At 56.4% G+C, this 23,644-nt stretch carries 21 protein-coding genes; 5 read left to right on the top strand and 16 right to left on the bottom strand.

What is annotated here, in order from left to right:
- Positions 1-107 precede the first annotated feature (107 nt).
- From IDH41_RS19785 to IDH41_RS19775, 3 genes are all read right to left on the bottom strand, one after another.
- The gene (locus IDH41_RS19785; protein WP_397328271.1) at positions 108-1,808 is read right to left on the bottom strand and encodes an ABC transporter substrate-binding protein; all 1,701 of its coding nucleotides are present in this window, start codon (positions 1,806-1,808) and stop codon (positions 108-110) included.
- Positions 1,809-1,908: 100 nt separating this feature from the next.
- On the bottom strand, positions 1,909-3,699 hold the full coding sequence (locus IDH41_RS19780; RefSeq protein ID WP_190864080.1) for a cache domain-containing sensor histidine kinase: 1,791 nt from the start codon (positions 3,697-3,699) through the stop codon (positions 1,909-1,911).
- A 19-nt stretch (positions 3,700-3,718) separates the two neighbouring features.
- Positions 3,719-5,287: a response regulator transcription factor gene (locus IDH41_RS19775; protein WP_190864078.1), complete on the bottom strand. Its 1,569-nt coding sequence runs from the start codon at positions 5,285-5,287 to the stop codon at positions 3,719-3,721.
- A 142-nt stretch (positions 5,288-5,429) separates the two neighbouring features.
- Between IDH41_RS19775 and IDH41_RS19770 the strand changes: the two genes are divergently transcribed.
- Entirely contained in the window at positions 5,430-6,680 is a 1,251-nt protein-coding gene (locus tag IDH41_RS19770) for an MFS transporter (RefSeq protein ID WP_190864076.1), read from the top strand.
- Positions 6,681-6,763: 83 nt separating this feature from the next.
- On the opposite strand, the gene IDH41_RS19765 is transcribed toward IDH41_RS19770, so the two are convergent.
- Positions 6,764-9,355, bottom strand: a complete 2,592-nt coding sequence (locus IDH41_RS19765; RefSeq protein WP_190864074.1) for a P-loop NTPase fold protein — start codon at positions 9,353-9,355, stop codon at positions 6,764-6,766.
- Between the two features lie 178 nt (positions 9,356-9,533).
- On the opposite strand from IDH41_RS19765, the gene IDH41_RS19760 reads away from it, so the two are divergent.
- The 3 genes from IDH41_RS19760 (at position 9,534) to IDH41_RS19750 (ending at position 12,419) form a co-directional block, all read left to right on the top strand.
- Complete coding sequence (locus tag IDH41_RS19760; RefSeq protein WP_190864072.1) at positions 9,534-10,208, top strand: Crp/Fnr family transcriptional regulator; 675 nt, start codon at positions 9,534-9,536, stop codon at positions 10,206-10,208.
- An 84-nt stretch (positions 10,209-10,292) separates the two neighbouring features.
- A complete protein-coding gene (locus IDH41_RS19755; protein WP_190864070.1) occupies positions 10,293-10,679 on the top strand; it encodes a carboxymuconolactone decarboxylase family protein in 387 nt (128 codons plus the stop codon).
- Positions 10,680-10,877: 198 nt separating this feature from the next.
- Positions 10,878-12,419 carry an ATP-binding protein gene (locus IDH41_RS19750; RefSeq protein ID WP_190864068.1) on the top strand — a complete coding sequence of 514 codons (1,542 nt, stop codon included), beginning with the start codon at positions 10,878-10,880 and terminating at the stop codon, positions 12,417-12,419.
- Between the two features lie 81 nt (positions 12,420-12,500).
- On the opposite strand, the gene IDH41_RS19745 is transcribed toward IDH41_RS19750, so the two are convergent.
- The 10 genes from IDH41_RS19745 to IDH41_RS19700 all read right to left on the bottom strand — a co-directional run bounded on the left by IDH41_RS19745 (position 12,501) and on the right by IDH41_RS19700 (position 20,431).
- Complete coding sequence (locus IDH41_RS19745; protein ID WP_190864066.1) at positions 12,501-14,363, bottom strand: carbohydrate-binding domain-containing protein; 1,863 nt, start codon at positions 14,361-14,363, stop codon at positions 12,501-12,503.
- A 167-nt stretch (positions 14,364-14,530) separates the two neighbouring features.
- On the bottom strand, positions 14,531-14,896 hold the full coding sequence (locus tag IDH41_RS19740; protein WP_190864065.1) for a VOC family protein: 366 nt from the start codon (positions 14,894-14,896) through the stop codon (positions 14,531-14,533).
- A gap of 59 nt (positions 14,897-14,955) precedes the next feature.
- Positions 14,956-15,792 (bottom strand): helix-turn-helix domain-containing protein, encoded by an 837-nt coding sequence (locus IDH41_RS19735; protein WP_190864063.1) that lies wholly within the window; start codon positions 15,790-15,792, stop codon positions 14,956-14,958.
- Positions 15,789-16,436, bottom strand: a complete 648-nt coding sequence (locus tag IDH41_RS19730) for a TVP38/TMEM64 family protein (protein WP_190864061.1) — start codon at positions 16,434-16,436, stop codon at positions 15,789-15,791. The genes IDH41_RS19735 and IDH41_RS19730 overlap by 4 nt, the downstream gene beginning before the upstream one ends.
- Before the next feature lie 310 nt (positions 16,437-16,746).
- Positions 16,747-17,337: a hypothetical protein gene (locus IDH41_RS19725; protein WP_190864059.1), complete on the bottom strand. Its 591-nt coding sequence runs from the start codon at positions 17,335-17,337 to the stop codon at positions 16,747-16,749.
- Positions 17,334-17,813, bottom strand: coding sequence for an RNA polymerase sigma factor (locus tag IDH41_RS19720; protein WP_190864058.1), 480 nt, complete (start codon positions 17,811-17,813; stop codon positions 17,334-17,336). Before IDH41_RS19720 ends, IDH41_RS19725 begins: the two co-directional genes overlap by 4 nt.
- Positions 17,814-18,208: 395 nt before the next feature.
- Complete coding sequence (gene rpiA, locus IDH41_RS19715; RefSeq protein ID WP_190864056.1) at positions 18,209-18,874, bottom strand: ribose-5-phosphate isomerase RpiA; 666 nt, start codon at positions 18,872-18,874, stop codon at positions 18,209-18,211.
- A gap of 134 nt (positions 18,875-19,008) precedes the next feature.
- Positions 19,009-19,413: an ester cyclase gene (locus IDH41_RS19710; RefSeq protein ID WP_223829879.1), complete on the bottom strand. Its 405-nt coding sequence runs from the start codon at positions 19,411-19,413 to the stop codon at positions 19,009-19,011.
- 20 nt (positions 19,414-19,433) lie between these two features.
- Positions 19,434-19,781, bottom strand: a complete 348-nt coding sequence (locus IDH41_RS19705) for an ester cyclase (RefSeq protein ID WP_190864054.1) — start codon at positions 19,779-19,781, stop codon at positions 19,434-19,436.
- A gap of 98 nt (positions 19,782-19,879) precedes the next feature.
- On the bottom strand, positions 19,880-20,431 hold the full coding sequence (locus IDH41_RS19700) for an NADPH-dependent FMN reductase (RefSeq protein WP_190864052.1): 552 nt from the start codon (positions 20,429-20,431) through the stop codon (positions 19,880-19,882).
- A 200-nt stretch (positions 20,432-20,631) separates the two neighbouring features.
- Here IDH41_RS19700 and IDH41_RS19695 point away from each other — a divergent pair, with 200 nt between their 5' ends.
- Positions 20,632-21,393 (top strand): ArsR/SmtB family transcription factor, encoded by a 762-nt coding sequence (locus IDH41_RS19695; protein ID WP_190864051.1) that lies wholly within the window; start codon positions 20,632-20,634, stop codon positions 21,391-21,393.
- Between the two features lie 180 nt (positions 21,394-21,573).
- Here IDH41_RS19695 and IDH41_RS19690 read toward each other — a convergent pair whose 3' ends face one another.
- Entirely contained in the window at positions 21,574-22,587 is a 1,014-nt protein-coding gene (locus tag IDH41_RS19690) for a hypothetical protein (RefSeq protein ID WP_190864049.1), read from the bottom strand.
- On the bottom strand, positions 22,587-23,372 hold the full coding sequence (locus IDH41_RS19685) for an RNA polymerase sigma factor (RefSeq protein ID WP_190864047.1): 786 nt from the start codon (positions 23,370-23,372) through the stop codon (positions 22,587-22,589). The genes IDH41_RS19690 and IDH41_RS19685 overlap by 1 nt, the downstream gene beginning before the upstream one ends.
- Between the last annotated feature and the right edge of the window lie 272 nt (positions 23,373-23,644).

The raw sequence follows: 23,644 nt of genomic DNA, 5'->3' as shown, positions 1-23,644 counted from the left end.
TTCTCCATCGTTCTCTTTCTCCTTCCAGCGCGAAATCGGAGCAACTCGGGCAGAAGAAAGGCCGGCCCATCGCGCGATGAGCGAGAAGCCGGCCTCTCCTCTATTCGTTACTTGGCTTGCTCGACGAGCTTCTTGATTTCGTCCGTCATGAACTTCTCGTAGCCGGCCGTGTCCAGCTTGCCGAACTCGCCCATATATTCGGCCCATACGCTTTCGAATTCCGCCGGGCTTGCGAGCACCAGCTTAGGGAAATATTTTCTCGTAAGCTCGGTTTTCTTCGTTTCGTACATTTGCGGCTCCGAGCCCTGCTCCTTCGGAATGCCCCATGCCGGGAACCACGGACGCTCATCCGGCGCCGCGAACAGCTCGGCATACGTCCTTACGCCGTATTTGTCCAAAATCGTCTTGTCGGCCTCGGTGAGGCTCATCTGGAAAACTTCCGGCTGCAGGCCCGGCGCGTACGCGTTGCCGTCCGCAAGCGTGGAGTTGGTGCCGTAGTTCGGCCAGTTCCAATCGTAATATTTGAAGCCGAATTCCTCGCGGAACGCTTCGTCGATCTTCGCGATTTGCTCGGCCGTGCGGTAGAAGCGGCCGTTCTCGTCGACCTCGTACGTCTCGCCCTTGATGCCCCAGCTCTTGAGAATCTGGTTCTCTTCCTTCAGCAGGTTATCGAAGTATTGGACGATCCGCGCCGGATCCTTGGCGCTTACGGTAATGCCGATGCCGCGGTTCTTGACGAAGCCGGGAGGATCGAGGTATTGGTCCTTCTCGCCGTCGAACGTGACCGGCAGCGGGAAGTAGACGAAATCGTCCTTGGCCGGATCCTTCTTCGCCGCGTCCTTCAGCACGTTCTGCGCGTTGCCGATCTGCCAGCCGTAATCGAAGAAGCCCAGCACCTTGCCGGAGGTCAGCTTCGCCAAGTATTGGTCGTAGTTGTCGACGAACGAGGCTTTGTCGAACAAGCCTTTCGCGTTGAGCTCGCTCAGCTTCTGCAGCCAGCGCTTCGTCGCGTCGCTTGCGGAATACGTCTTCGCTTCGAACGTATTCATGTCGACGGTCACTTCGCCGTCGTTCGGATAGCCCATCAGATGCATCGGCGGATTCGTCGTCGCGAAGAAGCGCCAGTCGTGCGTCAGCGAGACGAACCCGGTCAAATCCTCGTCCGGATGCTTCGCGACGTAATCTTCGATCAGCTTGAAGTATTCATCCATCGTTTTGATTTGCGGATAGCCGGCTTCCTTCAGCACCCGGCGCTGCACCCAGAACGCGCCCTGGTTAATGTTCGGGTCCGGGTTGTATTCGCCGACGACGTTGGAGAACGGAAGGAAGTAGATTTTGCCGTCCTCCGCCTTCATCTGGTTGAAATACGGCCCGTATACCCGCTTGATGTTCGGCCCGTGCTGCTCGATCAAATCCGTCAGGTCGATGAACGCCCCGGCGCCCAGCACCTCGTCGATCGCGGCGTCCGGATATTTGTTGGACGCGATCATCGTGCCGATCTTCGTATTCAGGTCTCCGACCAGATTTTCGAGCTTGAAGTTCACGCCCGTCTGGTCTTCGAGCAGCTTGCCGATCGTCGTTTCGTTCGTGTTGACGTCCTTGGCCGCTCCCGCGCCGTTAAAGATCGTGAACGTCGCTTTTTCCTGCGTTTTCTCTTCGCCGCCTGCCGCGTTGTTCGCGCCGCCGCTTGCGCCGCTGCCCGCGTTACCGCCTTCCGTATTGCCGCCGTTCCCGCTCGAGCATGCCGCCGCAACGACGGAGAACAGCATCATGACGGTTACGACGAGCACCATCGATTTCTTTTTCAAGGTAGGTCAGCCCCCAGTTCTTCGTATTTGAAAGCACTTTCATTGTATGATCCGGAGCAGACTTTGTTTACCCTATAAACTAAAGGATTTATTACAGAAATTATAGTTCATGCCCGCCGGCCTCTACGGGAATGGCGATTTGGACGCTCGTTCCGCGGCCCGGCTCGCTCTCCAGATCGAAGCGGAACCGGTGGCCGTAGATCATTTTCAGCCGGTAAATGACGTTCTGCACGCCGATCCGCTCGCCCAGCTCCTCGTCCTTCTCCATGTAACGATGGAATTTGCGGACTTGCTCCGCCTGCATGCCGATGCCGTTGTCCCGAATGGCGAAGACGAGAAAATCCCCTTCCCTCCCGATCCGCAGATCGACGTCGCCTCCCTGCTTGAGCTGCTCGATGCCGTGCATGCACGCGTTCTCGACGAAGGGCAGGAAGACGAGCTTCGGAATGAGGCAGGCGCCGGCGTCCGGACGGATGCTCACCTCGTAATTCAACCGGTCGCCGAACCGGTATTTCTGGATTTCCAGGAAGCAGTTGATGAAATCGGCCTCCTCGTTCACCGTTACCTTGTCCTTGTTCCAGGTGAGCGAGCTGCGGAACAGCTTGGCCATGTTCTGAATGATTTTGGCCGTCTCGGTCTCCTTCTTGATGACGCTGCGCATCCGGATCGTTTCGAGCGCGTTGAACAGGAAATGGGGGTTGATCTGGCTTTGCAGCGCGTTCAGCTGCGCCTTCTGGCGCTCGAGCTCGAGGCTCTTCTTCTGGATGTCCGCCACGTACACGTCGTTGATCAGGCTCTCGATTTGCAGCGTCATCCGGTTGAATTCGCCGGTCAGCTGCCCGATCTCGTCCCGGGTAACCTCCTGCGGAATCGTATCGAAATGCTGATTCTTCACCCGCTTCATATGCTTTAGAATCGTCCCCAGCCGCGCGGTAAGCGACCTCGATATCCAAACGATGATGGAGGTGGACGCGAGCAGGTTGATCGCCGCCAGCCAGATGACGAACTCCCTCGAACGCCGGACCTCCCGGAACACCTCGTCCTCCGACACCCGCCCGACGATCTGCCACCCGTCAAGATAGCTGCTGACGGGAAAGGCGGTCCGAAATTCCAGCGTGCCCGCCGGGAGATCGACGGACGCGTAATCGACCGGCTTCCCCGGCCGTTCGACGGTATCGTCCGTCGCATACTCGATCGTCCCTTGCCCGTTCAATAAATAAACCGTCCCCCCGACGTTCAAATTCGCGAAGATGTGCCGGACCGAGTCCATTTTGAGCTCGATCTTCAGCACCTTCTCCCACTTGTTCGACGAGTCGAAATAATTCATGCGGCGAACGATGCTGAAGGCGGCGAGGCTATTCTCCTCCCCGTCCCGGACAAGCAGGTCCTCCCTCGGCGACTTGACGAGCAGCGGCCGGTTGGCCGAACGGTCCCCGAGGCTCTTGTACCAATCCAGCTCCTTGACCTCGTCCGATAAATAGCCGATCCCCCCGGAGTGCAGCAGCGTCGGGTTGTCCAAATAAATTTTGATGTTCTGGACGGATGTATACACGGGCGTATAGCTGTTCAGGATGCGCCGGAAATACGAGTCGTACGCCTCGATGTAGCTCGCGGGATTGTCGTATTCCGCCTCCAAAATTTCATTCAAATTATTGTCCGTAAAAAAAACCGATGAAACGTTCACCGCATCATCGATTTCCGCCCGGAATTCGTTATTCATCTGCTCCAAGGCCCGCGAAATGTCCTGCATTTTTTGCTTCTTCACGTTTTCGCTCGTCACCTGGTAGAATACTACGTTGGTCAGCACCACCGGCAAAAACACGCACAGGATGTAGACGATCATCATTTTGTTCCGCAGCCGGATATGGTTTAAATTGAACAATCGCTTCACTTCGGTCCCCCGCCCTCGCTTATCGCCACTTGTTCCGGTACTCGGTCGGCGTCGTGCTTTCGATTTTTTCAAACTGGGTGACGAAATACTCCGCGTTATTGAACCCGACCTTCTCCGCGATTTCGTAGATGCGCAGATCCGTCTGGCGGATCAACCGCTTCGCTTCCTCGATCCGGAGCCGGAGCAAATAATCGTTGAAGTAGACGCCGTACGCTTTCTTGAACAATTGCCCGAGGTAGACGGGATTCATATAAAACCGGCCCGCGATCGACTTCAAGCTCATATTGCTCGCGTAGTTGGCGTCAATATAGGCTTTGATCTTCTGTATGCCGCCCCTCAGCGCCTCCTTCCGCCGGCCGGCCATCCATTGCGAGCATTCCGTTACAAAATCCGCGAACAGCCGCTTCAGCTCGCGCATCGAAATGTTCAGGTCCTGCCAGGCGATGATCGGCGCAAGCGTGCGGAGCGACCGCTTGTCCGCTTCCATCCGCGCCAGCATCTCCAGAATGCCGGACACGCACCGGTGAATGCTCGCCTTCACGGCCTCCGGCGCGAGCAGCCGGTTCCGGAATTCGCCGAAAATTCGGTCGACCGCGCGGGCCATGGCCGCTTCGTCCTTCTCTTCCATCGCCTCGTTCAGCTGCTGGCAGAAGGAGCCGTCCAGCACGACGTAATTCAAGGAACTGCGCCGCACGTTCTCGTAAATAAATACCGTCTGCTCCTCGTCGGTAAATTTATAGAGCAGCGCGTCCTTGGCGCTTTCGTACGCGTCTCTCAGGCGCGCCAGGCCGTCTGCCGCTTGGCCGGCATAGATGAACACGGGCAGGCCCGTCGCCCCGGCCAGCCGCTTCTGCAGCGCCGAAGCGAACTGCCCGATATCGCGCCCCGCAGGCAAATGCGCCGCCGGAATCGCGAGGCCAAGCCGGTCCCGGTGCTCGTGCACATGCGCGCCGACCACGGCGGGACAGAGGCGGGCGACGGCATGCCGCACCTCCTCGATCATCCTCTCATTCGTTACGTCCCGCGCCCGATCGTTCCACGGATGCGCGTCGTTGACCTCGACGAATACGTAATAGACGGGGCTGCCCGGCGGAATGCCGAGCCAGCTTCCCCACTCCGGAACTTGACGCTCGTCGTACTCCCCTTTGATCAGCAGCGAGACGGCCTCGCTCTTCCTCAGCTGATCGCTTTGCCGGTGCAGGACGGCCTCTCGCCTCAGCTTATCGCGCAAGGCAATCAGCGCTTCCTGCAGAGCGGCCTCGTCGATGGGCTTAAGCAAAAAATCGCATACGCCGAACTTGACCGCCTGCTGGGCGTAAGTAAATTCGTTGTAACCGCTTACAACAATAAAGCAGGTAGACAGCCGCTCTTCCTGCACAACTTTGCGAATCAGCCCTAAGCCGTCCAGCACGGGCATCCGGATATCCGTAATGACGAGCTCCGGCTTCTCCCGCCGGATGATCTCCAGCGCGTCCTCCCCGTTGCCCGCCTCGTCCATGACCTCAAACCCGCAAGCCGGCCAGTCGATCAGCTCCTTCAGCCCTTGCCGGACAAACTCCTCGTCGTCTACCAGCAGAACGCGATACATGGGCGGCTCCTCCTCGTTTCCGAATTCTTCGGCTCAATCCATCGATTTCATTCTATCATCGCGTCTTTTTGTTTGCTATACTCGAATAAATGACGAGAAAGTAGAAATAATGGAAAAAAAAGAATAGAAAAGGTTGGGGACAATGGAAACGGCTAACGAACATGCCATGAACAATTGGAAACGAAATATTGTGCTTTTCTTAAGCGGCCAGACGATATCGCTCTTCGGCTCGTCGCTCGTTCAGTATGCAATCATGTGGTATATTACGCTGACGACGCAGTCTGGCCTTATGATGACGTTGTTTATTATTTGCGGCTTCCTCCCTACCTTCTTCCTCTCCCCCGTCGCGGGGGTATGGGCGGACCGTTATAATCGGAAAATGCTCATTATCGCGGCGGATGCGATGATTGCGGCCGCGACGCTGATCCTAGCCCTCGTCTTTCTCTCGGGCTACGACGAGAATTGGCTGCTGTTCGTCATGGCCGCCGTGCGCGCCCTCGGGACGGGCATCCAAACCCCGGCCGTCGGCGCCATATTGCCGCAGATCGTGCCGGCGGACCAATTGACGAGGGTGAACGGCGTCAACGGGACGCTGCAGGCGGTCATGATGTTCGTCGCGCCAATGGTCAGCGCGGCGCTGCTCACGATGGCTTCCATCGAGGCGATCTTTTTTATCGACGTGGTCACCGCGGCGCTCGCGATCGCGACGCTGCTGCTCTTCTTCAAAATCCCGGTGCACAAGAAGGCGGCCGAGAAGCAGACGACCAGCTACTTCGGCGATTTCAAGGAAGGCTTGGTCTATATTAAGAACCACGCCTTCCTGAAAACGTTCTTTCTGTTCTTCGCCGTGTTTTTCGTGTTGATGGCGCCCGCCGCCTTCTTGACGCCTCTGCAGGTTACGCGCAGCTTCGGCGACGACGTCTGGCGGCTGACCGCCATCGAAATCGCGTTCTCGGTCGGCATGATGGCCGGCGGCGCCATCATCGCCTCGTGGGGAGGCTTCCGCAACAAAGCGTATACGATGACGTTCGCCAGCCTGATCATGGGCGTCTGCACGTTTGCCCTCGGCGTCGTGCCCGTTTTCTGGATCTACCTGATCTTCATGGCCGTGTTCGGCGTGGCGATGCCGATATTCAATACCCCGACGACGGTGCTCATCCAGGAGAAGGTCGAAGAAAACTATTTGGGACGCATATTCGGCGTATTCGGGATGATTTCGACGTCGATGATGCCGATCGGGATGCTCATTTTCGGTCCGATAGCGGACGTCATCAAGATCGAATGGCTGCTGATCGGAACGGGGCTGCTCATCCTGATCCTGACGGCCTTCCTCGGCCGCAACAAGGTGATGGTCGAATCCGGGAAGCCGGCTTCGGAGGAAGCTAACGCATAGCAGGAGCCATAAGAAAACCCCGTACACTCGTACAAATCGAGGATACGGGGCTTTCTTTATCTGCAGCGGCGCGAATCAGACGTTCAATTGGACATCGATTCACTCTCTTCTGACGCTTCCATTTCCTCTTGACTCTTAAAAAGATGAAGGAGTTCCTTTATTTTTATTGAACGCTCGGGCAGACCATGATCCGCTAGCTGTTGGAGTGATTTCAAAAACCCCTCACTCCATATTTCATTCTTTTTGTTCAACATTTCCTCAAGACGTTCTTCGGCGTAATCGTAACTTCTATAGTGCGCTTTGATCAGAATTTCCCGGTAACGACTCGTTGTATCGAAAGATAACAGGCTGCTTTCCGAATCGTTCCTATCGTTTTTAATCTTCTCTATATCTCGCTCGATATAATCCACAGGTATGTAAGTAATTAAACTGGCGTATTGCCGTAATTGCATTAATTCATCCTCAAGCGGGTTGCCCATCAGAAAGGCCGAGATTCGCCAAATAGGTTTATCTTTAAACCACTTTTCGATCCTTTTTCTTAACTCCTTCCTCTCTTCTCCATCCTTGAGAATGTCCGTGACCGCTTTGGCCTGCTCATCGTGCATGTTAAACCATGCGTCGGCTGTTAGGTTTTCGCGAACATATTGCTTGATATCATTTTTGAAACCCGGGTCGCCAGAAGCTCTAATCCCGTAGGCTTCGGCCGCAAGGGTCAACCGATCCGGATGATTTATGATTAAGGAGTACACTTTCTTTGCAGATTCGCCTTCAAGCAGTATCCGCATTAAATCGTCCCGAAGATCCTTGACCGAAGAATGAGCGCGAGACGTTCCGTAGCGATTAAGGAAAAAAGACAATAGCTTGATGTTAAGCTCGTCCCGCTCACGGTCCAGATTCCATTTGATCTTATTATTCGTTTCTTCGAGGTTGCTCTCGACAACCATTGCCTCGTAAAGATCCGCGGCCGCTTCCTGATTGCCTGTAATAAGGATCTCGTAAAAGGCGTTTAATTTCCTCTGCGATATTTTGCGATTGGACACGGAATACATAAAGTAGGTTTCAAAATGCACATAGGAGCCTATGCGTTTCAGCTTATGTTCCCCTTCAACCGTCTCTTTGTTCAGCAAAGCGGGAAACATGCGTTCCAGCCAAGGCGAATAACTATCGAATTGCTTCTTTACTTTCTCCAAAGCCGCTTGTTTTTCCTGATTTTTTGCATTTAAAGCTCCTGTGAACAAGCTCCTGTGGCTATAAATGCAGGCGAACAACTCCGGATTATCGATTTTAATAGCCAGCAGACTAACCAGATCCTCTACATATACCTCCTCCTTAAGCAGAGGAAGATGGACCTGTACGATATTAACCAGCCGTTCGATATTTCTTGGCGTGAAGCTAAACTGCACGTGCAGGTCCCATAAGTATCCTTCGTCAAGCTTGGCTCCGTTCATCGCAAGAATAGGCTTAAGCTTTCTTAGCAGCAATCCGAAAAGGAGAACCGGGTCGGCTCGCGGCAAATAAAGCGGAACATGGATGAACTTTTCAAGATATTTTAGTCCGGTCCTTGTTTCGTAATCTTTGGAGTAGAGCTGAGACAAGGACTTTGCCACAACCTCTTCATCCATCGCGATGACAAAGGTCGTGTTAGGAAAATCGGCAATTAATCTCACAAGCTTAAAAATCATTTGAATTTCTTTATTATCCAGACGATCAATATCGTCAATGAACACAAGCAGAGGAATACTTCGCCTCTTCAGCGTTTCAATAATGCTCTCCCTCATCGATTGCGCATCGATATAGTCTTTTGAAAATTCGGGATTGCTCGTAAACTCCTTAAAATTGACGATCATCCCGGGCGGTCTTACGCTGAGCGGCGTAAGATATTTCATGTAATCCGAAAGCAAGCGGAGCAAAGTCGTTTCATGGCTATATTCGCTGCTTAATTTATTGATCAGTACTTTCAAAAACTCGGGAATGATATTGTTTTGATCCTTTCCCATATACCATGGGTGGAATCTTATAATCGTCACCTTGCTTTGATCCATGTAGTGATTTTCAATAAGATCGAATACCGAAGACTTGCCTGTCCCCCACGGCCCGTACAACCCAATCGTCAATGCATGGTTTGTTGGACGGGCTAATCGTTTGTTCAGCATACCGGCCATATGGCGCGCAAACTCGTCCCGATTCAGCTCATCCTGATCGTTGCCGAGCGACGGTCTAGCATGAAAACGATCTTCTTCCTTTTTCTCTTGATCGGAACTTTTATTTTCGTTTTTGGTTCCGTCGTATGATACGCTTATTAGAAAAAAGAGCGATAGATAGTACATCATAAATAAGATGATGGTTGAGTCGTATAGATCCGACCAAAAGCTCCCTGAGAACCATCGGTATTGGTCGTTAATAACGTAGTCGGTTATCATTCCAACAATAAACGCCGGAAACAGGCACTTCAATAGTATCGTTCTATGCTTCAGTCTACGCAGTAATTGCCGGAACCCCCACCCGATCGCGGCAAACAGCAGCACATAGAGTATAAGCACGAACTGCGTTTGATAATCGTTCAATTCGGTTATCAGCAATGGATGCAAGGTGATTCGTAAAAAGATGCAAATGAAATAACTTATTAAAATAGCGAATATCGAAAGCATAAATAACCTTTTTTTGCTTCTGTTCAACTTAACGCCCACTCCCGCAATGATTTGTTGTTAAATGACAGGACAATTCTTCCGCAATCCCAAATACATGGTAGCATGGCCAAAGAAAATCGGGAAGATCAGTCTGAATCAACGCCTGTACCAAAATCGAGCGAGAGCCGCTTAAAGGGCTTACTCGAGTAAAGGAGTCATTCCAAGCATGAACGAAACCCAAATCGACCGAATCGCTTCCTTGTTCCCTTGCTTCGCCGGCGTCCCGGGCGACGGCTGGGCCTCCGCCGAAATCGTGACCGCCGGTCCCGGCACCCCGCATGCCGTCCGGGAAGGCCGCATGCTGCGGCATGCGATGTTTATGATGAGCGGCGCGATTCGGGTGTATAAAATCAGTCCGGCGGGCAGGGAGATCACGTTGTACCGCGTGCGGGGCGGCCAATGCTGCGTGCTGATGATGGCCAGCATTCTCGGCGAAACCGAATACGAGGCGTCGGTATCGGTCGAGGCCGACACCGACGTGCTGCTGCTGCCCGTCCCGTTGTTCCGGAGCTGGATTGACCTATACAAGCCGGTCAGGCAGTACGTCTACAAGCAAATCGTCGAGCGGATGACGAACGTCACGAAGCTGCTCGAGGACATCGCGTTCCGCCCCGTCCCCAGCCGCCTGGCCGAATATTTGCTCGAAGCGTCGGCGGATCCTCGCCTTCCCTCCTTGCCGGTCACGCACGAGATGCTCGCCATCGAGCTCGGAACGGCCCGCGAGGTCGTCAGCCGGATCTTGAAGGACTTTGCAACCCAAGGCGCGATCGCGCTCGGCAGGGGCAGGATTACCGTAACGGACCGCGGCATCCTGATCGCGATAGCGGAGCATGCCGTGTGACTTGTGACTTTATCACGGAAGACTTCGCCGTAATCCCCTAAGATCGGTATAGATCCATTAAACCGAACTTAGGGAGGCTATCCGATGAACCCATATTACGACCGCTCCAATCTGAGCCGCATTCCCGATCTCATGGCGTTGTCCCCGCGTGCCGCCGCGGCCTACTTGTCCTTCGAGAAGGAAATCTATCAAAGTTCCGAAGTGCTGCCGCCGCTAACGAAAGAACTGATCGCCGTCGCGGTCGCTCACGTAACGGGCTGCCCCTATTGCATCGACGTCCACGTCCAAAAAGGCAAGGCGCTCGGAGGCACCCGGGAGGAAATATTCGAGGCGGTCCTCGTCGCCGCTTCGACGCGGGCCGGGGCCGTTCTCAGCCACGCCACGCATGCGCTGTCCGCGTTCGAGGAGCCGGAGGATCCACCGTCTCCGAAGCCGTCCGGCGGGCAATCCCCGCCCGATTGTTTCTGTTAAGCGGCGGATAATCCTGGAACCAAAGCCAGTAACGAAGAACGACCCCGCGGGGTCGTTTTTTTATTTTTTTATGCTGCCCGAGTCTATCAATTTAGCCATATACAGTTAGTCCCAATCCGCTAAAATTGATATACTGGTAGTGATGCAGATGAATAGGCTGCCTGAAACAGGCTTTCGAGGAGATTGGAGGTTACCGGGTTGGGAAAAGAAGATTCGTTGCAGCAGAAGAAGAAAAACGAAGCGCATCTTAGCCAATTGGCTTCCGTTGGACAAATCGCCGCCGGAATCGCGCACGAGGTCAAAAATCCGCTGACGGCGGTAAAAGGTTTTTTGCAGCTGTTAAAGGAAAAAAACGAAGAGCGTTACATCACCATCGCCGAGGCCGAGCTCAATAACGCGCTTGCCATCCTGCAAAATCTGCTCCAGGTGTCGAAGCCCGACATGGACGAGGAACCGTTCGAGCGGCTCGATTTGACCGTTGAGCTGAATTCGGTCATCCAATTGTTCCAGGACCAATTCTACCGGGTTACCGTCATCAAAAACCTGGAGAACCCCGGCACGTACATAAACGGGAAGAAGAACCAGCTGAAGAGGGCATTCTTCAATCTGCTGAAAAACGCGTTCGAAGCCATCGAAGGCAAAGGAACGATCGTCATCGGGCACGAAGCTTCCGAAGACACGGTTACGGTGACCATCCAGGACAGCGGAAGCGGCATTCCGAAGGAGAAGCTGAATTTGCTGGGAACCCCGTTCTACACGACGAAGCAGAACGGCACCGGCATGGGCCTGACCTTCGTTTTTTCCGTCATCTATCAGAACAACGGGTTCATTGAAGTGGAGAGCGAAGAGGAGAGCGGGACCGTCTTCAAAATTTCGTTCGCCAGGGATAACGGTTCGGCGGAAACGAAAGAGAAGCCTCGGTTGACGCTTCAGAAAACAACGGAATTAAAAGATTTTTTTACCGTCAACCGGGATAAATTCGAAGAGCAATTGCTGCTCGAAGCCGTGAACGTCCGGGACAAAATCGACGAGATTATGGGGATCGGCAATATCAACCTGTTGGAAAACGCCCACAAGCTCGTGCTCTACGTCGTGGAAGGCCGGGAGCACGAGGTCGTCCATTTCGCCAAGACGGAAGGCATTATGTGGGCCAAGCATTCCCTTACGCTCGCCTTTAAGCTGGAATGGATTCAAGCGGTCCGGCGCGTCATGTGGGATTTCCTCTTCCATTTCAATCGCGGGAAAGAGGAGCTTCAAGCCAAAGAGCATTTTTTCGCGCTTGAGAAACGGATCAACGAGCTGATCGATCAATTTCTGAATCATCTCTTCATGAGCTACTCGCAGTTCAAGGACGATTTGATCCGGACGCAGCGCGAGATGGTGGAGGATCTGTCGGTTCCGATCATCCCGTTGACGCAGCACACGTCAATCCTGCCGCTCATCGGCCCGATCGACGCCACGCGGTCCATTACGATCGAGGAGAAAGTCATTAACGAAATCGGCGCGAACCGCATCAAGACGCTGATCATCGATCTGTCGGGCGCCGTTCATATGGCTCCGGAAGTCATTCACAAGCTGATGAACGTCATTGACGGCGTGAAGATGATGGGCTGCGAAGTCATCATTACCGGGCTGCGAGCGGAAGTCGTCCGGTTAATTATCGGGCTGGGCCTTACGTTCGAGAATAAAGCGATCACGAAGGGCACGCTGCAGCAAGCATTGGAGGATCATTTATCTTGAAACGGCCGACGCAAAAAGGATCAAGAGGCATCAAGCCGCAATCGGCGATGCCTCTTGAATCGTATCTTGGGCCGCTTGCGCCTAGCGGCCGCCCCTCATCCCTCCGCCTCGGCCTCCCGCCGGCGCGCTCGTGACGCCCGATTGGTTCATATACGTCACGGGATCCGCAACGGTCACGCTGACGATTGGATCCCCTTGTTCATACTCGCCTTCCGAATAGAGCCCCTCCGATTCGCTGCCTGTCGAAGCTCCCCCCGCATACAACGTATAGGTCGCACCATCTAACAGATCAGGTGACGAGATCACGACGGTCTCGTACGGCTTGCTTGGCGCGAAGGTCGCGATCGTCTTCCCGTTCCCGTCCTGCAAATGGACGAGCTTGCCCGCTTGCTGCACCGAAGAATACTGCATCATGACCGAATGCTGCGCCGATTGCTCCGAAGGCGCCTGCGACATGCCCGCGCTGCCGGCCGCGATCAGCAGTCCGCCGCTTATTTCGAAGGTGCCGTCGTAATCAATCGCGCCGTTATTGCTTGCCGTCGGCCCGTTCACGATCACCGTTCCGCCTGTCATGGCGATGGAGCCGTTCGAATCGAGGCCGTCTCCGTCCGAGTCGACGGCAACGAATCCGCCTTCGATTCGCAGCGCGTTATTCCCGTCCGCGCTGAAGCTGTTCTGTCCGGGACGGCCGCCCACGGACGAGCCGTCGTTGCCGCCGCCGATATTGATGCCGTCGTCGCTGGCCTTCACGCGCGTGTCGCCTCCGGTTATCGTAATCAACGCGCTCTCGACGCCTTCGTAGCTTTGGCTGATCGCCGTCCGGCCTCCGCTGATCGTGATGGAGGCGTCGGCGTGCATGCCGTCGTCCCCGGAGGCAATCGACAGCTGCCCGCCCGACAAGGTCAGGCTGCCGTTGCTGTGAACCGCATCGTCGGCCGAATCGATGTCGATTGTGCCGCCGCTGACGGCGATGGCCGCGGCCGCCTTCAGCCCTTTGGCGCTTTGCGAATCGCTCACGCCGCTGCCGGAGCCGCCGCCCGTGGTAATCGTATATTGGCCGCCGGCGATGGCGAGCGACGTCTGCGCCTGCATGCCGTCGGCGCCCGCCTCGATCGCGTAGCTGCCGCCCTCCAGGACGATATAGCCTTTCTCGGCGTCGGTGTCGTTGGTCGTCTTGATGCCGTCGCCGCCCGCGCTCACGGTAATCGTGCCATCCTTCACCGCGACCATGTCGCGGCCCGCGATGCCGTCGTCCGCGGCGCGAACGGTAATCGCTCCGCCGGTAATGACCAGCTCGTCCTTGCTCATCATGCCGTTATTGTAATTGCCGTATACGGTTAACGCGCCCGTTCCGTTGATCGTCAGATCGTCCTTGCTGAAAATCGCGGCATTCGGCTCGTCCTCGTCCGCGTTCGCGTTCGCGTAGCTTTCGCCGTCCTCGACGACGTTGTCCGTTCCTTCCGCCAGCGAGATGACCGTTTTGTACGCCTGCTTCACGTAGATCGGCGCATTGTCCGAGCTGCGGATCTCCGCCCCGTTCAAGACGAGCCGGACCGTTCCTTCCCGCTCCAGCTCGACGAGGATCTGGCCGTCGTCCAGCTTGCCGCTGACCACGTAGACGCCGGGCATCGCGATCTTGATTTGACTGCCGACGACGGCCGCCCCGGTGCCGGTGACGCTGGCCGAGTCGCCGTTCAGCTCGATGTAGTTCGGATTCCCGCTCTCCCAATCCGTATATTCGTCATCCGCGTCGTAAGCGACCGCGCTTACCGCCGCGGCCGCCGTCTGGACGCCGCTTGCGGCGGTAGCCGATTCCGTACTTGCCGGCGCCGTCGTCGCCGCCGCCGTATCTGCCGGAACGGCCGCGTTGCCGCTGCAGGAAGCCAATAATATCGCGCCAACGAGCGCCGCCGCGAGCTTGACCGCATTCTTGTTCCTATTCATGCCGTATCTCTCCTTATCCTGACGCATTCGTCCTGTCTTCCCGTCCTTCGGAAGATGGTTATAAGGTAACAAACGAAGCTGAACCATCCCTGAAGCGTAACTGAAAGCTTACTGAATGCGGCAAGGCGCGCTTGGATGCGGAAGAGACTGCGGCGGCAAATGCCGCTTTAATTTCCTTTTAGCAGAAACGCGTTGCCGTCCTCGTCGTAAAACTGGGCGAAGCTGCCCCACTGCATCTTTTGCGGCTCGCTCTCGAAATTTACGCCGCCCGCTTTCATCCGCTCGTACGTCGCGTTGATGTCGTCGCACTCGAAGACGATGGACGCTTTCATCGACTCCCAGCCCTTCATCATTGCCCGGGGATACAGGACCAACGCCGATTCCGCTCCCTCCGGAGCGACCTCGATCCAGGCGCCGCCGGGGCCCATCGGCGTTTCGCGGACAAGCTTGAAGCCGGCCTTCTCCGTCCAGAACGCTTTGGCCTTCTGCTGGTCTTCGTTATATACGGCTGTCGTTGCGATTTTTTTGATCATTTTAAGCTCCTCCTTGTTTGGCTTCGATCGGGTTACATTTGCCACTGTAGCACGGCCGCTTACCGCTCGTCTTGTAAAAAAACGACATCGCCGGAATCGTGAAACCTGGCCGCGCTGCGGCGCACCCAGTTCTTGTACTGAACCGGCGTAATGCCGAGGCACTGCTTGAAGTCTTTGGAAAAATGGGAATAGTCGTAGTATCCGAACTCCAGCATGCATTCATGCAAATCGAGCTCCGGATCGAACAATAGCCGGAGCCTCGCCTGATTAAAGCGCGCGATCTTGTTCAGCTTCTTGGGCGCCAGGCCGGTCAGCTCCGCGCACCTCCGCTCGAACTGCCGCTGCGAGTAGCCGCTGTCCTTCGCGATGATCGCGACGTCGCTTGCGACCGGCTCGCGGTACAGCCGGTTCAGGGGGCGGATCATTCGCTCGTCCGACCGATCGGGCGCGAGCGTCCCGAGCAGGAACGATTCGAGCAGCCGCTGGGCGGCGTCCAGGTCCGTCGCGTCCTCCAGCTCGCGTTCAAGCTCGCTCAGCAGCGCGGCCTGTCTTGACGATAGCGCGTCCCCAAGCGGAACGAATCGGTCGTTAAAGCCGCGGACCGGCTTGTCCGACAGCGCGGCCAGTCCCCAAGGGAGCAGCCGGACGCCGAACAGCCGGACTTCGCCCTCCGCGTACAGATGATGGTACCGCGACAGCATGCCGATAAAAAAAGCGCGGGGAAGCGGCCGCCCCTGCACCGAATAAGAGGCTCCGTAATGAAAAATCATTTCCTGGCAGCCGTCGGGCCATAGCACCTCCCCGACTTCGTTCGCGCGGTAGGCCCGGTTTAACCGCCAGACGCATTTGATATGCGGGGCCAGAGCATCCGCCGGCCGCCGTTCTTCGTAATTCATGAACGTTCCTCCCTGATGTCGCTCGGCTTGGCGGAAGATTTGCGGGTCCACCGCCGATACCCTGCCAGCGTAATCGCCAGAAACGCGCCGTAGATGAGCGCGGCGGCCGCGATATTCCCCGGCTCCAGCATCAGGCTGTCGCCGATGACGGCGAAGAGCAGCGCGGCCGGCACTTTCCCGAGCGAAGAAGCAAGGGCATATATGGCAAAGGATACCCGGCCGAGCGCCGCGTATACATTGACGGCAATCGAAGGGATGAACGGAAGGAGCCGGGCGAACACTATCATCAGGAAAGCGTTGCGCTCGAACAATTGCGTGAACCGGTCGAGCCGCCCGGAGCGCCGAAGCAGCTTGCGCCCCGCGTCGCGGTAGCCGTACCGGACGAAGCCGAACATGAGCAGCGAAGCCGCCGCGGAGCCGGCCCAAGTGAGCGCGCCCCCGATCCCCGGGCCGTACGCCGCCCCGATGACCGCGCCGACGACGGGATAAGGGATCACCGGGAACAAGGCGGTCAGAACCGCGGCGAGCGCAACGGGAAGGACGGTCTCCCGGCTCCCGATCCACGCCAGTATCCCGTCCCGGTACAAATAAACGCATACGCTTGCAGCCGCGTACAGCAGCGCCGGCGATAACTTCTTCACCATGCGGCGTTATCTCCAATCAACATCCTTTTCTCCTCCAATCGGGATCAACCGCGATTTCCGCGAAGCTTGCTTCGATCCATGGCCTAGATCCGTTCATTCGCACTCGCCCATCCCCTTCTGCCTCACTCTTTTCGAACAAACTAGCTTCTCACAAGAGCATACACAAAATTTGGCCGTCCGAACAAGCCTCTCGCCTCATACGCGAACCAAACTAACTTTGCACCGCAGCCTTCGACGGGCGCGGTTCGCGAGACACATCAAAAAACCGCATCCTTCGAAGGATGCGGTTTACGCTTGCCTCAGGCTGGCTTTAAAAATTGTTGAAGATCGCGTCGGCCGTTACTTTCCCGTTCGCGATATCGCCCGACGTGAAGCCGGACACCCTATTGCCCACTTTAAACTCCTTGCTGACCAGCTGCTCGGAAGGATCCGGGGCGTTCGGGCCCGTAATGCCGTAGGTCGTGTTCTCCGTTACGGTAACCCATAGCTTGCCGATCCGGAAGCTTTGGCCGTCGGCGCTCACTTCTTCGATGACGCCGTCGATGTTCACCCGCTGCTTCGCCGACGTTGCCGGCGGCTTGGCGCCCCCATCCACGACGCCGCCGCCCGGCGCGTTCGTGACCGCCGGGTCGGGAACGGTGCCGCCGCTTCCGGTCTGATTGACCGCATAGATGCCGAGGGTCAATACCGCGCATGCCGCGATGCCCGCCGCCCATGCGACCGCCTTATGTTTCTTTGCCGCTTGATTCGCCGTTTTCATCGAATTCTCCCCTTTTCCATTATCGTTATCGGGTTGTTCCAGCCCTTCCCGGCTCAACCGCTCCAGCGTGCGCTCTTGAAAATCTTCGCTCGTCTTCACTTTGGACATGGCCGACTGGTAATCCGATTTCTTCATCTTCACGTATCGCCTCCTATGATTCCTTTCAGCTGATTTCGCCCGCGCGCCAGCCAAGTCCCTACGGTCGCGGGCTTGGCATGAAGAAGGTTCGCTATTTCATCGAGCGAATAGCCCTCGTAATAATGCAGGTGAATCGGAATCCGGTATTTCTTCTCCAAGGACAATACAGCCTGCAGGACCATGTAATCATCCTTCGGAAGGTAAGACAGGTTGTCCGGCATGGGGCTCCGGGTTCTAAACCAGCCCGTCTTTAGCAGGTTTTTGCATTTATTGATCGTCGTCCGGATCAGCCAGGCTTTCTCGTGCTCGGCGTTCTCAAAGACGGGGGACTTCCGGAGATAGGCGAGGAACGTTTCCTGCGCCACTTCCTCCGCGTCGGCAACGTTTTTGAGATAGGCGAAGGCGATCTTCACCAGGCTGTCGGAGTAGTTGACAACGGCTTTGCGGACGGATTCATTGAGCTCAGATGAATCGTGCACCTTATGTCCCCCTTTCACAAGAAATACAACCGAGCGGGCCGATATTTTTCATGCTGCGCCAAAAAATTCGGGAACTAGGTGTTACCCGGCATTCCCTAACAGTATACCCGCTTCCAGCAGGCGGCAACGGTCTGCCGGAGGCACGGCAAAGCCCCTTGGTCCGCATGGGGCCAAGGGGCTTTAGAAACATTCAGCGTCATTGCCGCGCCGGAGCGTTCATCACGGTTACGAGCTCGTCCAGAGGCCGATCGAGCGTAATCGGGTCGTCATCGTTGAATTTGCTGTTCAGCCAGTAGACGCGGCCTTCCTTAACCGCGGGAATCGACTTCCAAAGCCCGTTGTCCGTCAGCGACGTCTGCCGCTCTGCCGTCTCCTCGGAAGTATCGGTGGCCGCGTTACCGCTCGACGACGTCGCCGTTCCCGCAGCCGACGATCACTTTGCTTGACATTCCAACGAACAGCCCGTTCTCGACGACGCCCGGAATGCCGTTGAGCCGAGTCTCCAGCAGACCGGGGTCATGAATGGCGCCGAACGCGCAGTCCGCGATGTAATTGCCGTTGTCCGTCCGGAACGGCTCGTCCCCTCTCGTCCGCAGCACCGGCTTGCAGCCGAGCTCGCTTACGTGCCGGAGCGTCATTTCGCAGCCGAACGGCACGATTTCGACGGGCAGCGGGAAATCGCCGAGACGGTCGACGAGCTTGCTCTGATCGACGATGACGATCAGCTCGCGGCTCGCCTTCGCGACGATCTTCTCGCGCAGCAGCGCGCCGCCGCCGCCCTTGATCAAATGGTTGTCGGCGTCGACTTCGTCCGCCCCGTCGATGGTCAGGTCGATCTCACCCGCCAGGTCGGCGAACGAGAGAATCGGGATGCCAAGCTCCCTCGCCAGCGCCTCCGATTCGATCGACGTGGCGATCGCCTTCACCCGAAGCCCTTCCTTGACGCGCGCGCCCAGCTTTTGTATGGCCCAATACGCGGTCGAGCCCGTGCCGAGTCCGACGACCATGCCGTCCCCCACGTACTCGACCGCCCGCTCCGCCGCTATCCTTTTCGTTTCCATATGCGACCAACCTCTCCTCTGCTTTTACCGCTATTATACGACAAGCCGGTTCGCAACAAAAACTCAGCGCCTCATGGCGCTGAGTAAGTCAGCCGGCCTATCCTCGCGGTCAGCCAAGTATGAAGCGGCAGGCGTTACTCCCCGCGAATTTGGCGCCACATCGTCACCATGTCGATCCAGCCGCGGTGCTCGGTTATTTTGCCGCCCGCTACCCGGTACTGCCGGTAAAGCGTAACGTCGATCGTACGGCCCGTGGGCGCGGTTCCGAAAAACATCCCGAGATGCGTCCCTTTTACGGTCATTCGAACGAGCACCTTGTCCCCTTGGCCGATCATTTCTTCCACCGTGTAACGTTTGTCGGGAAACGCGCCCAAAATCGTTGCGGCGAATTGCTTCAAGCCTTCCTTGGACTGGTAGCTGAGCTCCGCGTAATCGTCCGACAGGAAGCGGTCCGCGCAGTCCAGATCGCTGTCGTTCCAGAACGCCTCGATAAATGCGGCAACCGTCTCCTTATTGTCCTTCTCCGCCGTTTGCATCATCCATCCTCGCCTTTCTTCGGTTATTTGGTTTGGAGCTGCGGCAGCAGCGTGCCCGTATCGAACCAGCCCGAGTTCCGGATCATTTCGCCGTCCGCCATTTGAAACTCGCGGAAGTGGGTGACCGTCACGGTTCTTCCCGTCGGCGCGTGGCCCGCGAATTCGCCCGTATGCTTGCCGGTAATCAAGATTCTGGCGACGACCTTCTCCCCTTGGGCAAACAGGTCGTCTACCGCATAGACCCGGTCCGTGAACGCCTCCGCGATTTGCGGGGCAAAAAATTGATCGGTGCGGTGCAGCTCGCCGGTTTGGGACGCCCGTTCCATGTACGCGGATACGGCCTCCGCGTTTTTTCGTTCCGTCGCGTTCATTCGTTAACAGCTCCTTTTCGTTGTTTCGTTATTGCCATTAAGTAATACACGTTACCTTTAGGTCACATATCGACGAAAAAAATAAGCTTCGTTTACCGTCAGTTCGCCGTCGCGGCTGTGGCCTTCAGCTTCTGAACCAACTCCGCGAAATTCGCGACCGCGCCCTCGATCCGGCTTCGCAAGCCCTCGTCCAGCGGCGCGCCGTCCGGACCGAAGCCGTTCGTCCCGTAGCCCGCCGATATCCACTCCGGACAATTAATGCCGTGAAGATTGCGCACGATCGCCTGCAGGTGCCCGAGCGAGCTTACGCCTACCGGACCGCCCGCGGCGCTGACGGAAAGGACCGGCTTGCCGGCGACTTGGCCCGCATTGATATAATCCAGCGCGTTCTTCAGCGCGCCCGACACGGAGCCGTGGTATTCCGGGGTGGCGAGGACGAGGCCGTCGCTGTCCGCGACCGATTCCGCGACGAGCCGGGCGTTCGGGTGAAGCTCCTCGCTGTCGGGCGAGTACAGCGGCAAAGTCAATTGCCGTAAATCCAGGAAATTTGTTTGCAGCCCGCGGGCCTTCAACAGAGTCTCGACGTACCGAAGAAGCTGCGTACTGGCTGCGTTTGTGCGGTTGCTGCCCGCGATCAATGTTATTTTCATATTCGATCTCACCTTTCGTTATCAATAAGAATCATTGCATACTCGGGTCTGCCTGCCGCCGGCTGACAAACAGACTTGGCTGTGGTAACATGTGACTATATAGTCACTTTTGTTACCTTGATGATACGTTACCATTTGGTAACATGTCAAGAGGGGCAAAGCATCTTTTATTCGGGCTGCCCGATTGGAGGCGTTCGCGATTGAACAACGACATATTCAAGGCGCTTGCGGATCCGAGCCGCCGCACGCTCCTCGATCAGCTTCACGCTTCGGACGGGCGGTCGCTTAGCGAGCTTTGCGCCCCGCTCGACCTGTCGAGATTCGGCGTCATGAAGCATCTGAACATCCTGGAGGAGGCCGGTCTCATCACGACGAGAAAAGTTGGCCGGGAGAAGCTGCATTATTTGAACGCGGTGCCCATCCGCCAAATTTACGACCGGTGGGTGAGCAAGTACGCGGAGCCATGGGCGATCGGACTGACCGCCCTTCAAAACGAATTGGAGCGTGAGACGCATATGGACAACAAACCCCGCCATGTGAACCGGATTGCCATCAAAGCCAGACCTGAGCAAGTATGGGAGGCGCTTACCGACCCGGCCAAGACGTCGAAGTTTTGGTTCGACTGCGCCATCCGTTCCGCCTGGGAGGCCGAATCCCCCTTCGAGCTGTGGAACGGCGAGGAGAAGAAGGCGGAAGGGACGATTCTCGCCATCGATCCGCCGCGCAGGCTCGTCTTGAGCTGGCGCTTCGTTTCGCTGCCGGGAACGGAGAACGACGCCCCTTCTCGCATGACGTGGGAGATCGACCCGCATGCCGAGCTTCCCGGCGTGACCCTCGTCACCGTCGTGCACGACGAATTCGAACGGGCGGCGGCCACCGCGGGCATTCTCGAGAACGGCGTGCCGATCGTGCTCTCGGGCATGAAGACGTTCCTCGAAACCGGGACGACGCTCGGCGGCTGAATGGGATAACCGGCGTAGATGTCCAAAGAAAATAAAGGATTGGACTGGACAAAAAATAAACAGCAGCGGACTAAGACATGGAATAATAGAGTCTTAGACTGCTGCTGTTGGCATTGAATCGTTTAGCTTAATGAGTCATGTGGAATCCATCATTCACAGTTTCTTTCTTTAGAAGATGACTTAAATTCCCGGCTTGCTAACGGGCGCCTTGGCTTCCCTTTCCAGCAACTCCAGCATCTGCGCAAGCAGAGCGATGCCTTCCGTCTCCGCGTTCTTCGCTTCCTTCAGCAGTTCGATCGACCGGGTCGCCGCAGCTTCGTCCCCAGGAACACCGCCGTGCGGGAACGGGAACATGTCACGCATAATTGACAGGTTGCCGGCGACGATGGCATACTGCGCTGCCGCCTGGCGAGCCAATTGGCGCAGCGACTCTTCGCCCGGCTCCGTTCCGTTGTCCGCCAACTCTTGCAAGAACTGTACGGCAAATTCGCGCGCATCACAAACTTTGCCCGTATTGACGGCATTGCCGAACGGATTGGCCATCCTCTGCTCAAAGGCGTGTATCCAGGCATCGAACGCAGCCAGGCCGTTGGCGTGTCCTGCGCTCTCCTCCGCCGGAAACTGCTGTACATGCGCATGCTCAAGCGCAAGCTTCAACGCGCCCCGTAGCATCGTTCGACGATCGACGGGTTTCGAGTCTGTGATCGTCAGCAGATATAGCTCCGTCACCTCGCCGCGGCCCAGCTTCTCATAGGGCATTTCGCTATCGCGGCGAACATCGCGGCATTGCAGCATGCGGGTCTCGTCATCGTAACCGTAGATGACGCCCCATTCCGGGATGAAAAGGTCCCAGCTTAATGCCGGGATGCCTGCGTCCAGACTCGTCTGGATCATCTCCAGTGCCGTCTCGAGCTCCTCCGGTGTCGGCGAAACATGGTTCTGCCTTCCGGTCGTCCGTACGGTAAAACCCAGATTCCGCAGCGCTTCCGCGTGCCGCAGCTGCCAATCGAAAAAGGAATAACTGCCGACCTCAACCTCCTCGCGATCGATGATGATCCGGAACGCATGCGCGGTTAAGCCCATGATGTCCGTGCGGGACAGATCCTTTTTGTCTGTGTACTGTATTAGGCCATAAATGCTCTCGGTATCGGTATTGCGGCTCCATGTAAAATCGTTTCTTGGACTTCCTGCCACTACTCATCACCCTTCCATGCGATCCGAATGCTCGGTGGTGCCAGCAGCTTTCGCTTCGGCTTGCCGAGTTCCCTTCGCTTCTCAATGTACATGCTGACATGGACGCGGAGTCTTTCGTGCTGTACCTTCGTTCGGGCGCGGGAGATGCTGTTGTAGATGCTGGCCACCGAGGTATTGAGCAGCACGGCGATGTCCTGAGGCGGTAGCCGATCCAGGAAAAAACGTTCGAATACGTCTCGCTCGCGGCTCGTCAGACAATGCAGCAGGCTTCGAATGCCGTCAATCAGCTCCTTACGCAACAAGGCTTGCGACGGGTCGGTCGCCTGTTGTGCCGACTCGAGCGCCCTTTGCCCAAGTCGAAACAAAACCTCATCGATGTCCAGCTGTTCCGTTTTCCGCTGTACAAAGCGGACTGCCGTAGCGTCGCTTACAGTGGATGGTGCGGCCCCCCCGCGATGGGAGAATCCCGTCCAAGCCGTGAACGGCCGCTCCTTGCCATGGGGGCCTCCCCGGCGAAGCTTCATGTACGCCTCGTTGCGCACGATCCGCGATAACCACGGGGCGAAGCGCTTCTCGTCCACGAGCGAACCCAGCTTGAGAAAAGCCTTCACCAGCGCTTCCTGCACAATATCCTCGGCCAAATACGTATCCCGGGTCAGCATCTGCGCCACGCCGACCGCCTTCGCCCGATGCCGGCGCACCAACTCGCCGAAGGCATCCGGGTCGCCTGCCCTTGCCCTGGCCACGAGCTCCTGCTCGGAGTTTGGCTGCTTTTCCGCTTGCAACGTTTTCCCTCCTTCGTCCATAGGAGTTAGATGCCGGGGTGATAGGATTTCTAACCGGAAGGTGTTGATATTGTAGTATTTTCCTGTAATTCATTTAGCGCTATATTATCGAACTTTGCTCACAACTGAACTTTTTAAATATTCGTGCATTCATTGAACTATCCTGCCGTTACTGTAATACGCCATTGATCGAAAAAATAAATAAGCTCACCAGCTAGTGGCAAGCTTATCATTACAAAATCGACTTATGGAAATTTCATGATCTCGAAGTT

It is taken from the genome of Paenibacillus arenilitoris (genome assembly GCF_014705655.1).
Classification (GTDB): domain Bacteria; phylum Bacillota; class Bacilli; order Paenibacillales; family Paenibacillaceae; genus Pristimantibacillus; species Pristimantibacillus arenilitoris.
Note: the sequence above shows the minus strand (reverse complement) of the source record. Positions and strands in the feature narration are given on the sequence as shown.

Excerpts from the sequence above, each read along its gene's own strand:
- IDH41_RS19735 (WP_190864063.1), bottom strand. The coding sequence starts at position 15,792 with ATGAATTACGAAGAACGGCGGCCGGCGGATGCTCTGGCCCCGCATATC.
- IDH41_RS19745 (WP_190864066.1), bottom strand. The coding sequence starts at position 14,363 with ATGAATAGGAACAAGAATGCGGTCAAGCTCGCGGCGGCGCTCGTTGGC.
- IDH41_RS19740 (WP_190864065.1), bottom strand. The coding sequence starts at position 14,896 with ATGATCAAAAAAATCGCAACGACAGCCGTATATAACGAAGACCAGCAG.
- IDH41_RS19705 (WP_190864054.1), bottom strand. The coding sequence starts at position 19,781 with ATGAACGCGACGGAACGAAAAAACGCGGAGGCCGTATCCGCGTACATG.
- IDH41_RS19760 (WP_190864072.1), top strand. The coding sequence starts at position 9,534 with ATGAACGAAACCCAAATCGACCGAATCGCTTCCTTGTTCCCTTGCTTC.
- IDH41_RS19700 (WP_190864052.1), bottom strand. The coding sequence starts at position 20,431 with ATGAAAATAACATTGATCGCGGGCAGCAACCGCACAAACGCAGCCAGT.
- IDH41_RS19730 (WP_190864061.1), bottom strand. The coding sequence starts at position 16,436 with ATGGTGAAGAAGTTATCGCCGGCGCTGCTGTACGCGGCTGCAAGCGTA.
- IDH41_RS19775 (WP_190864078.1), bottom strand. The coding sequence starts at position 5,287 with ATGTATCGCGTTCTGCTGGTAGACGACGAGGAGTTTGTCCGGCAAGGG.
- rpiA (WP_190864056.1), bottom strand. The coding sequence starts at position 18,874 with ATGGAAACGAAAAGGATAGCGGCGGAGCGGGCGGTCGAGTACGTGGGG.
- IDH41_RS19755 (WP_190864070.1), top strand. The coding sequence starts at position 10,293 with ATGAACCCATATTACGACCGCTCCAATCTGAGCCGCATTCCCGATCTC.
- IDH41_RS19770 (WP_190864076.1), top strand. The coding sequence starts at position 5,430 with ATGGAAACGGCTAACGAACATGCCATGAACAATTGGAAACGAAATATT.
- IDH41_RS19710 (WP_223829879.1), bottom strand. The coding sequence starts at position 19,413 with ATGATGCAAACGGCGGAGAAGGACAATAAGGAGACGGTTGCCGCATTT.